Raw genomic sequence first — 11,385 nt, forward strand, 5'->3', positions numbered from 1 at the left:
AAACAAAGATGTGGTGTTTTGTGTACAAATCCGACATTAATTATATAAATCCCTATATTCCTTTGGTGTATATCCTGTACTTTTTTTAAATATCTTACTAAAATATTGTGGATTATGACCTAATCCTATTTTCTCTGCTACCGTATATATCTTCTCATCTTCTCTCATGAGGCTTATTAGATTCTTAGCCCTTTCAATACGTTTATGATTAAGATAAGATTTAAAATTCTGACCTACTTGTTTAGTGAATGCTCTACTAATATAGTCTTCGTTAAGAAAAACCAACTCTTTTGCACACCACTTCAAAGTAAGATTTGAATCATCTAGATGTTCATTAATATAGTTAGTTATTTTATCAATAAAATTTTCATCTTTATCGTCGATACGAATCAAGCTACTGATAACTTCACTGAAAATTCCAATCACTTCTTTTATTTCATTTATCGTGTATACTTTATTTAGAATGCTAGTCAAATACTTAGTGTCAAGTAAACCTGCCGATGAATATTTAATTAATAATTTAGTACACACCATAATAGAAAAATTTCTGTCATATTTATAAAACAACGATTGTATATGGTTATCAATACTTTGCTTATCACCTCGTGTAATATATCTTATAAATTGTTCTTGAATATCAGCAATGTCTACATCGTTGTAAGCTCCTTTTATATCACATCTGTTTATGCCATCCCTATTTATGATTAGATAGTATGATGAGTCTTTGTAGATCTTAGTAATATTATCGCATAGTTCATTAGGTGAACATCTTAATACTTTATTAAGCACAGGCATACTACCTAATTTCTCCAATAGTCTTCTCTGTAGATACGTCAATTTATTATAAGGCAATTCATTATTTGTTGAAAAATAGAAACATCCTAATGTATTATTAATTTTCATAACAGATGAAATCACCGTTGACGATGTTGAATCAGCAAATTCTAGAAAAGTATCATAGACGCCTTTTGGATTATTTATATCATTATCACAATTGAAGCTAACCCAAAATAATTTATCATATTCTGAAAATAATATGTTCAACCAATGTTCCATTTCCAGATCTGGTTCCCTATTCTGTAATACCAGATTAATGAATTGTTGCAAAAAGATATGTTGAACAAATTGTTGAGCTTCCATCTTCTTTTGAATTATTCTCTTATCATTAATATCCGAAATAGTTTTTAGTAATGCTTCTTCAATTTCTTTTTCACTACAAGGTTTCAATATATAATGCTTAACGTTCTCCTGCATTGCATTTTTAGCAAACTCAAATTCGTTGTAACCTGATAAAATAATGAATTCACAATCGATACCAAGTGATTTTATATTCTTTATCAGTTCTATACCATTCATCACAGGCATTTTGATATCTGTAATAATAATATCTATTCTACCTTTTTTTGCTATATCAATTGCTTCAAAAGCATTAGAACAACTTCCAACAAGACTTATATCAAATTTCTCCCAATTAATCAATTGACTTATACTTTCTCTTACAATACTTTCATCATCAACTAGTAATAGTTTATACATGATAATCCTCCTAGTAAATTTACTAATCATAATAGTTGTAAAATGTATTATTAATGTTTTAAACTATCCTTTTGGTAATTTTATTATTACTCTCGTTCCATGCCCTGTATTTTGAAGTTCAAGACCATATTCATCTGAAAATAATAATTGTATTCGCTTATGAATATTTGTTAACCCAATACCTAGCCCAGAGGGTTTAACTGTTTTATTTTCCAGTTTTTCCAGCATATCCTCCTGAATTCCAGGACCATTATCTTCTACTATTAAATTAAATGAGTTATCTGTATCCTGAGTGGTAATCTTGATAATACAGGTCTCCAACATGTTCTCAAGGGCATGATTGATCGCATTTTCTACAATAGCCTGTAATGCCATTTTAGGTATTTTTTCATTATATAAACAATCCGAAACATCTATCTCTGTTTCTAATCTACCTTTATATCTTATTTTTTGAACAACTATATAATTTTGTGTATTCTCTAATTCTTTTTCTAGCACTACTACATTATTCTGTTCATCTAATGCAAATCTCAACATTTTACCTACAGATTCAACGATGATAGATATTTCTGTCTGATTATTGGCTTTTGCCATCCAATTAACCGTTTGTAATATATTAAATAAAAAGTGTGGATTAATTTGTTGTTGTAACGATTTTATATGAGCATCTTTAATCAAAAGTTGTTTTACATAATTATCATTTACTAATTTCCTAATATCATTAACCATTTCATCAAAACTTCTATGTACAAATCCCAATTCATCATTTCTATTGGTATAGTCATATTCACAATCAATAGTAAAATTACCTTTTTTGAATGTATGCATCTTATCAACTAGAGTATCAAAATGTTTTATGATCTGAGATACTATTTTGAGGCTTAATCCAAATGCCCCAAGCATTACTATGACAAGTACTATTCCCATTACTAATCTAAGAGATTTTATTGAACCTCCTATAGAATCAAAAGGAATATATATTGTATATTTCCATGGCAAGAAAAGATTCTCTATCTCTGTTACAAAGTATTCATTTCTACCATTTTTCATAATGCTATAAGTATTATCCAAGCTTTTTCTTTTAATTTTCAAATCTATATCAAGGTTACTATATAAAACTTCTTCTTGTGAAACTATACTTATCAATGGGTTATACTTAAGTTTTTTATAATAAACCAATTGTTTCTCTAATATATCTTTCAAATCAACATGAACAACTAGTACTCCCATACTTTCTAAAGTAAGATTTTTTACCTGTCTTATATCCCTTGCACATATTACACTTGAGTCCCTACGTTCACTTGATAACCATACTGTTTTACCACCAGCATTTTTAGCTTCTGAAATTGCTCTTTGTATTACTTCATTTTTATCATCCAAAAAATTCCAACCACAATTAATACGTAGATTATCTGTATAAATTGCCATGGAAATGATATTTTCATCTGAGTAGTATTCATTCAGGGTTTTACTAATATTTGTAATCGATTCGCTATACATAATATTCATTTTTTTTGTTTGTATAGTGGGCATTTGATTTTGAATGACACGATCGCCAATAATAGAATCCGTTATTCTTTCTATTTGCTTGAGGTCTTTTTCTATATTAACAATCGTCATTTCTAGAATATGAGATGTGTTATGATATAACAACTGATTATACTTTCCAAATATATAAAATGAAAATATAGATGTCACTCCAACACATATCAAGACAGAAACAGTAATAATTATCGAAAATTTATGATTAAGACTTATATTTCCCAGGGTTTTTTTTATGTATTGCACAATCTTATTCATATGACTATCCTTCCATTTAATAACATTTACCATTAATTTTATAACATTTTTCGCTAATTTACAGCATATTTATTTATAATATACATTGTAGCACCGATAGTTATCAAAATACAATAACTTTTATTTCAAAATAATATTTCTAACTATTGAAACATATCATTTTAATTAAATAGGAACTAGATATATGCCTATATACAGGCTATATATTCTAGTTCCTATTCTAATTTTATATATTATCTTATATCATAAAATTACACATTGAATATTTATCTATCTTTTCATTTTTTGCCCTAATGGCTTCTTTTATCCTTAATTTAGATTGATGACTCTTTTTTTTCTTTTTAAGTAGTTCATCACTTTTATTAACCGTCAAATTCACTTTGAATATACCTATATTCATTGCCATACTTATAGTCGACATTCTTATTCCCTCCTTGATGCTGTCCTTATAATCTGTACTATCCATATTATCTATATCTTGTATTATTGATATGTCACTCATAATATCAACTCCTGTTATTTTTTGATTTTTTATAATTTCATTCTACATTTTTCACCAATTCTTTGCTTCTACATATTTAATCCCAATGTTCCGTCTATTATATTCATAAGTATCCTCCCATAAAATTCTAGCTACCCTAATTACTAGTTAAAATCTTATCACCATCATATTTATTCAACCTCCTTTATCATAAGAATTCTATGTAATCCTATTAAGGTTACAAACATAGAAAAAGCCATAGGGCTACCCTATGGCTTTTTGAATACTTTTTTATGCATAAAAAGACCCTAGGGCATCATACATGACCTACGGCTACTATTATCTATAATCAATAAATTATCTATCAAATATTGAAAGGTCCAAGTCGTGTATAATATTACTACAATATGAAGTTTCTTTTGAGTTCATTTTTATCATGTTTAACATTTGTACACAACCTCCTTTTTCTCGTTTACATTTCTTTCGTTTTTTAATATCTTAACCGTTAACTATTATATCCTATTATCAAATAAATTGCAACCTTTATTTGGAATTGTAATATTTCTGTAATATTTTACCATTTGTCAAATTAATTAGATTGTCCCCGAAATTTTTTTGGAGATACACCAACAATCTTTTTAAACTGGTTAGAAAACGCATACGAATCATAAAAACCCAACATATCAGCTATTTCAGATATGGTAAGATTAGGATTATGCAACATACTCTGAGCTTCATTAATACGTTTTGTAATTAAATATTTATGTGGCGAAACTCCTATTCGTTGTTTAAAAATTTTTCTCAGCTTTTCATAACTCATGTTATATTTCTTGGCTTCTTCTTTTAAATCTATTTTTCTCTGGAACCCATGACTTAATGTATCACACAACATATCAATGCAATTATCTTCTTCATTCAAGATATCTAATTGCTCATAGAGAGAATTAATCAACATCAATAAATTTTGAACCTTGATGAATAATTTCTTTACATCTTTTTCTTTTGCTTCCTTAAAACTTGTTAATAATTTAGTACACTGATTAACAAGTATATGATTTGGCTTAATCTTAAAAACCGGATCAACTGTATTGATAATACCTATTTCTCCTAATAACTCATATATTGATGGACCCATACAAATATAAAATTCCAACCAAGGTTCAGTTGATTCTACAACTGTTGTATGTTTTACATTTGGTCTTCGCTGAACAAAATAACCAGGTCTCAACTCTATCACCTTGCCATCTTCACCAATATATTTACCTTTGCCGCTTAGAACAATGAAGCCACCATAATAAATGAAATTATGTAATCTTTTTTCATTGTTTTTTGTTAAAAATCCACATGATATTATTCCTTCAATAGGTTTTTGATTAATATGATAATAACAAGTATCTGTCACAAAAAGTTCCTTAGGCATATTCACCACACCATCTCCATACCATTTTTTACATTAATTTTACCATTTATATCATTTTTATTTATATTAACAGCATTTATACTTATTAATATAATACCATATTATACATATAAGGAGGTATAAATAATGACAAAAAAAGAAAATTTAATCTCATTAATCAAAAGACAAGGTTATGAAGAGGCTCCTGTTTTTTTCGACTTATGTCCATCATTGTTAGAAAAATATAAAATGGAAACTAATTCTAATACATCTTATCAAGAATACTTTGATATGCCTTGGCGTTGTATTGAAGATAGAAAACTAATTAATCATGATACTGAAAAATATCGTTCTTACTATAACTTCCAACTAAAAGAAGGGACTTATATTGATGAATGGGGAGTTGCTCATGAACCAGGCAGCGAAGCAGCTATGCATATGACATATATGCGTCATCCTATGAAAGATCTGACAATCATGGAAGAACTTCAATCATATCCATTCCCCGATTTTGCTAATGCTGACCATACACATCAACGATTACAATGTGATGAATATCACGCAAAAGGCTTAGCCGCTATGGGTAACATGCAATGTACAGTTTGGGAACTATCATGGTATCTACGCAGTATGGAACAACTAATGATGGATATGATCACTGACCCTGAGAAAGCAACATTTATACTTGACCGTGTAACTGAATTATCCATTATAAGAGCAGTTTCATTCGTCAAAGCTGGAGCAGATATGCTCTTCTTCGGAGACGACGTAGGAATGCAGAACAGCATAATGCTCAGCGAAGATATGTATGTAACTTGGTTAAAACCTAGATTAAAAAAGATTATAGATACTGTTAGAGAGATTAATCCTGATATAATAATCTTCTATCACAGCTGTGGTTTCATCACCCCATTCATACCACATCTCATAGACGTAGGTGTAGATGTCCTTAACCCAGTTCAACCGGAATGTATGACTTTTGATGAAATTCACGAAAAATACAGCGACAAAATTTCTTTTTTCGGTACCATTGGTACTCAGACTGCTATGCCCTTTGGAACTCCTACTGAAATAAAAGAAGAAGTAATCAAAAATTTAACTCTAGCCGGAAAAAAAGGCGGATTAATATGTGCTCCAACCCATTTATTAGAACCCGAAGTACCCTGGGAAAATATACTAGCTTACGTAGACGCCTGTAAAAACTTCAAGCCAATTTAATATTTAATTATTATAAATCACTTATAGAACTTCAACTATAATCAAAAAAACAAACTAATTATTCTGCACTCAGAAGAAAACGTGTTTTGTGACTAAATTAACGATCATTAGAAGCAAAATAGTATATGTATATACATATACTATTTTGCAGAACCCAAGTCCGAACAAAACACTTTTTCTGACTTATTTAAACTAACATTAATTCCTCTCCTTAATCTGTGTTACCACAAAAGAAGCTACATCATCAGCATACTTACCTGGACCAAACCCTGCATCAAAACCTATTTCCTTCGCCAACTCATGCGTAATCCTTGGCCCACCACATACAAGTATAATCTTATCTCTTAATCCTTCAGCTTCCAGTAATTCAACAAGATTAGTCAAATTAGCTATATGTATATTCTTTTGTGTAACTGTCTGAGAAACCAAAAGAACATCAGCTTTCAACTCTATAGCCTTTTTTATAAATTCCTCATTAGGTACTTGACTGCCAAGATTATAAGCATCAATCATATCATATCTTTCTAATCCATAATGTCCAGCATAACCCTTCATATTCATAATTGCATCTATACCTACAGTATGAGCATCGGTACCAGTACTCGCTCCAATTATTACAACTTTTCTTTTGATATGCTCTCTTATGTAATTATTAATCTCTTTCATATCCATTGTATTCACTTCAATACGCTCAACATGGATTTTTGTATAATCCACTCTATGACTCACACCACCATATACAACATAAAAAGTAAATTCTTTATCCAGAGCATTATGACAAACCACTGAAGGCTCTGTAATACCCATTTTCTTAGCCAGAATCTTAGCCGCTTCCATTCCATTTTCATCATCAACAACTGGTAATGTAAAACTTAACTGTACCTTACCATCATTCATTGTATCTCCGTAAGGAGCTAACTTACATAGATCAAGGGTTGTATCATAATCCCTTTTCTCCATAGAATATAAACCACCACTCATGTATCTCACTCCTATCTATTTATCTAACATCAATTCAATAAAAGGATTAAAGTATTCTCTATCCTTCAACATAACTCCATCTAATCCTTTACCACCATCTATAGGTCTCTTAACACCTGCAAATATACCTTTTTCAAGAGTCTTGAAAAGCCCTTCTTTCTCAATTTCTAATAATAGGTCATTAGTTTTACTAAGAACTTCTTTTGCTCTATTTTGAATAATGCCATCTTCTTTATAAGTTATTTCATCTCCTAGAGAATGCATATTATTAAAAATATATCTGGCATTTTCTATAGACAACGCTCTATCTGCCATAAAAGGTGTATGAATAGCTTCTGTTAACATACCTAACAAGTGTATTTTTTGATTAGTTAATATTGAAACCATATTAAATAATGTATTTTGAACATGACCCTTGAAGATATCACCAGTCATGAATTTTGTTGGAGGCATATATTTTAATGGTGCTTTCGGAAATATCTCTCTTGCCATCTGCGCTTGAGCCAATTCCATCAAAAATCCATCTTTTAATTCCGGATTCATTTCAAATGCATGACCGAGACCCATCAATTCTTCCTTCAATCCTGCCAACAAGGCAAATTGTTCATTAATAAACTGTGAAGCAAGAACGGTATGCGCTTCTTCTACTGCATCTGAAGTTGTTAAATAATTATCCTCCCCAGTATTAATTATTACACCTGCATATCCATTGATTATTCTAGAAAAATGCTGATCTATCATAGTTCGCTGCATATTTATATCTCTGAACAGTATTCCATATAAGGCATCGTTAAGCATTACATCCAATCTCTCAACAGCTCCCATTGCTGCTATTTCAGGCATACATAATCCAGAACAATAATTACACAATCTTATATATCTTCCTAACTCTATAGAAACTTCATCTAGAGCTTCTCTCATTAAGCGAAAGTTTTCTTGTGTAGCATAAGTACCTCCAAATCCCTCTGTAGTTATTCCATATGGAACATAATCAAGAAGACTCTGCCCTGTTGTTCTTATAACAGCTATTATATCTGCTCCTTGTTTAGCTGCTGCTACAGCTTGAGTTATATCTTCATATATATTACCAGTAGCAACTATTACGTATAGATAAGGTTCTGTCTTATCACCAAATTCTTCTAATAGCTTTTCACGTCTATTACTATTCTTTCTTATTTTAGCTACTGTCTCTTTTGCTGTTTTATCAAGTACTACTTTTATATCAAATATATCCCCCATAGGAATTTTCGTTAAATCAAGTTCCTCACTTGCTACTTTTTCAGCTACCATTTGTGGTGTCAAAGAATACTTTATCATGGCATTACCTATGTAAATTGCCGCACCAATTGATAACCCTCCACCTTTATTAATATTATCCACCACAACATTAGGAAGTGGTACCATATAATCATTTACCCCATCAATTCCTAATAATCTGCATACAGTTCTTTCCACAGAGACAGTCGTATGTCTTTCAATAAATTCTTGCGTCTCTATAGCAATATTTCTTGCTGCATTTCTGCAATCATCAACTAACTCCACATTAAGATTTATTTTACTTTCCATTATACCCACCAACCTTCTTTAGATAATAAATAGATTCTGTATAGTCTAATATTTTTTCATCAAGTCCTAATAGCTTAGCTACCTTTATAGCATCTTTTGGAACAGTACAATTTTCATCTACAACCTCTAATCTATAATCCATTTTGTCTTGGATAATGCGAGTTGAGTCTTCTTTATCTATATTTATTTTATTCTTTAATATACACTCATCAACATTCTTCAGACCTATTACTTGATAATGTTTCATATCTTCATCAATGATACCATCATAATGTGTTGATATGAGGCTTATAGTGTTGTAACCTTTTAGAAATTTACATAAAGCTCTCAAAAGAATGGACCCTTCTCCCGGATTGGTGACTCTTGCGAATTCGTCTAATCCTATGAATCCATTACTTTTCTTAATATCTTTTACAGCTTCATTTATCTTAATGATCTCTGCACCAAAAGAACTAAGTCCTTTACTTATGGATTGCATATCATCTGATATCAGGTAGATAAAGTCCATTACAGAAAATTCAGCTTCCTTTGCAAATACATAGAAACCCATTTGGGCTAATAATAAGTTCAGCACCATGGTTTTTATGGTAACACTCTTTCCTCCCATATTGGCTCCTGTAATAACAGTTACTCCATTCTTCAAACTAATACTTACAGGTATGTAATTTTTATTATTCTCTTCTAAATGATTTATTACTTTGGGATTTTTCATTTCCTTAAAGTAAATATTAATGTTTTCCATTATTTTAGGTTTTACCGCTGAATACTCTATTGCTATCTTTCCTTTTGCGATAAGTATATCTAATCTACCTAATGCATCAATATTATGTTTGATTTTATCTATATAATCATACATTTTTGTACTTAAATCCCTTTTGATGATACTCTCTAACTTTTCTTCCTCTACTACTAAATCCAATCTTTCATTTTTTAATAATTTAATTCTTTTTTGGTCTTCTTCTTTGAATATTATTTTTTCTAACTGCATTTTCTTATTTCTGATACCTTCAAGCTCCCCGCTATAAGCATTATATATATAAAAAGTATGGGAAGTATTATTCTCAGGATTTAATAGTTTGATGATTTTCTTCATGGAATATAATTCAATATCTATATCTAATTCAAGAGTTTTATATGTGCTTAACAACTTTTGGATATTTATAGCAAAACTTTTGATTTCAAATAATTCTACTTCATCTAATATATAATTCCTGTTGTATCTTTTAATAAGATTAGTGATATCCTTAAACTCCATCATATTTCTTTCAATTTCACTATATGACTCTTTGTTCCTTTGCAGACTATCAATTATATTTTCAACATTATCTAGTTCATTATGGAGTAAATCCATTTCCATTCTATTATAGACTCTAATCTTTTTCTTCCTGGTCATTCCATAGGGAGTAATAATATATAATTCATTAAATACATAGTTAAGACCAATCTCTTCCTTTATTTTATTATCTAGATATTTTATTATGACCACCTCCCTAGTAATTTTTATCTTCCCTTACATTATAAACAGGCAAATTTATCTCTCTACTAATTAAGGACTCCAGTCTACCCTTTTCGAATTCATAACCAAACGGAGATACTGGATTAATGGTAACTCCAATTAGATTTATACTATTTAATGCTTCAATCATCCCCCCGCTTCTTATAAACATGTCATATACTTTTTCGCTAACAAACATCTTAGTACCATCTTCAATAATTATTATAATATTTTTATATAGATGTGTACTCCCTATGATTCCTAGAAGTAATCTATCTGATATAATACCTTTTATAACTATATATTTTGTATGCTCATCAATATTTTCAACAATATCTCCTGATGCTTCTAATGATGTTAGAACAGGAAGATATTTTATATCATGGTTTTTATCAATCAAACATACTTTGTAATCATTATTTCCCCATAATAATTTTGATAAATCAGTATCTGCACTTTTGATAGATAGAAGATTTACTGTATGAACGGTTTCATCAACAACTTTATAAATATCTTTGTTGACTGATGCACCCGTACATAAAATTGTTGAGTCAGTAATTGTTGGTGATGCAAATGTTTTTCTTGAAACAGCGCCATCACACAATACATAGTCACATCCATAATCTCTTAACTTAATGCAAATCTCTTTCATTGAAGTATTTACTGAAGGTCCAGCAAGTTCAATATAACCATCACTTAACGACCTAGTAATAATAATTTCTCCCATTGGGGTATCAATACCAGTAGTATCAATAATCTCCATAGTTACATCACTTGTCATCAGACATTGCTTAGCTGTCGCTACAAAAGTATTTTTGCCGACGTATATTCTCGGCTTGTTAGTGCCTGTTACCATATCTTTTTCTTCTCCATCTCTTCCAATGGAGGTAAGGCCAAGGGTATACTTAC

General features: G+C 30.1%; 9 protein-coding genes. 1 reads left to right on the forward strand and 8 read right to left on the reverse strand.

Going from position 1 to position 11,385, the window contains the following annotated elements:
* Positions 1–36: 36 nt before the first annotated feature.
* From ACX6CF_RS24380 to ACX6CF_RS24395, 4 genes are all read right to left on the reverse strand, one after another.
* Complete coding sequence (locus ACX6CF_RS24380; RefSeq protein ID WP_458787983.1) at positions 37–1,536, reverse strand: response regulator transcription factor; 1,500 nt, start codon at positions 1,534–1,536, stop codon at positions 37–39.
* A 63-nt stretch (positions 1,537–1,599) separates the two neighbouring features.
* Entirely contained in the window at positions 1,600–3,336 is a 1,737-nt protein-coding gene (locus ACX6CF_RS24385) for a sensor histidine kinase (protein WP_458787984.1), read from the reverse strand.
* 238 nt (positions 3,337–3,574) lie between these two features.
* Entirely contained in the window at positions 3,575–3,838 is a 264-nt protein-coding gene (locus tag ACX6CF_RS24390; protein WP_458787985.1) for a hypothetical protein, read from the reverse strand.
* 568 nt (positions 3,839–4,406) lie between these two features.
* Positions 4,407–5,237, reverse strand: coding sequence for a helix-turn-helix domain-containing protein (locus tag ACX6CF_RS24395; RefSeq protein ID WP_458787992.1), 831 nt, complete (start codon positions 5,235–5,237; stop codon positions 4,407–4,409).
* A gap of 126 nt (positions 5,238–5,363) precedes the next feature.
* On the opposite strand from ACX6CF_RS24395, the gene ACX6CF_RS24400 reads away from it, so the two are divergent.
* Positions 5,364–6,434, forward strand: coding sequence for a uroporphyrinogen decarboxylase family protein (locus ACX6CF_RS24400; protein ID WP_458787986.1), 1,071 nt, complete (start codon positions 5,364–5,366; stop codon positions 6,432–6,434).
* A 198-nt stretch (positions 6,435–6,632) separates the two neighbouring features.
* On the opposite strand, the gene kamE is transcribed toward ACX6CF_RS24400, so the two are convergent.
* From kamE to kamB, 4 genes are all read right to left on the reverse strand, one after another.
* Complete coding sequence (gene kamE / locus ACX6CF_RS24405) at positions 6,633–7,415, reverse strand: lysine 5,6-aminomutase subunit beta (protein ID WP_458787987.1); 783 nt, start codon at positions 7,413–7,415, stop codon at positions 6,633–6,635.
* 15 nt (positions 7,416–7,430) lie between these two features.
* Positions 7,431–8,981: a lysine 5,6-aminomutase subunit alpha gene (gene kamD / locus ACX6CF_RS24410; protein ID WP_458787988.1), complete on the reverse strand. Its 1,551-nt coding sequence runs from the start codon at positions 8,979–8,981 to the stop codon at positions 7,431–7,433.
* Positions 8,971–10,467, reverse strand: coding sequence for a lysine 5,6-aminomutase reactivase ATPase KamC (kamC, locus tag ACX6CF_RS24415; RefSeq protein WP_458787989.1), 1,497 nt, complete (start codon positions 10,465–10,467; stop codon positions 8,971–8,973). Before kamC ends, kamD begins: the two co-directional genes overlap by 11 nt.
* Positions 10,468–10,471: 4 nt before the next feature.
* A partial coding sequence (gene kamB, locus ACX6CF_RS24420; protein ID WP_458787990.1) for a lysine 5,6-aminomutase reactivase subunit KamB occupies positions 10,472–11,385 on the reverse strand: 914 nt, incomplete at its 5' end.

It is taken from the genome of Vallitalea sediminicola (assembly GCF_054408565.1).

Excerpts from the sequence above, each read along its gene's own strand:
- ACX6CF_RS24380 (WP_458787983.1), bottom strand. The coding sequence starts at position 1,536 with ATGTATAAACTATTACTAGTTGATGATGAAAGTATTGTAAGAGAAAGT.
- ACX6CF_RS24385 (WP_458787984.1), bottom strand. The coding sequence starts at position 3,336 with ATGAATAAGATTGTGCAATACATAAAAAAAACCCTGGGAAATATAAGT.
- ACX6CF_RS24390 (WP_458787985.1), bottom strand. The coding sequence starts at position 3,838 with ATGAGTGACATATCAATAATACAAGATATAGATAATATGGATAGTACA.
- ACX6CF_RS24395 (WP_458787992.1), bottom strand. The coding sequence starts at position 5,237 with ATGCCTAAGGAACTTTTTGTGACAGATACTTGTTATTATCATATTAAT.
- ACX6CF_RS24400 (WP_458787986.1), top strand. The coding sequence starts at position 5,364 with ATGACAAAAAAAGAAAATTTAATCTCATTAATCAAAAGACAAGGTTAT.
- kamE (WP_458787987.1), bottom strand. The coding sequence starts at position 7,415 with ATGAGTGGTGGTTTATATTCTATGGAGAAAAGGGATTATGATACAACC.
- kamD (WP_458787988.1), bottom strand. The coding sequence starts at position 8,981 with ATGGAAAGTAAAATAAATCTTAATGTGGAGTTAGTTGATGATTGCAGA.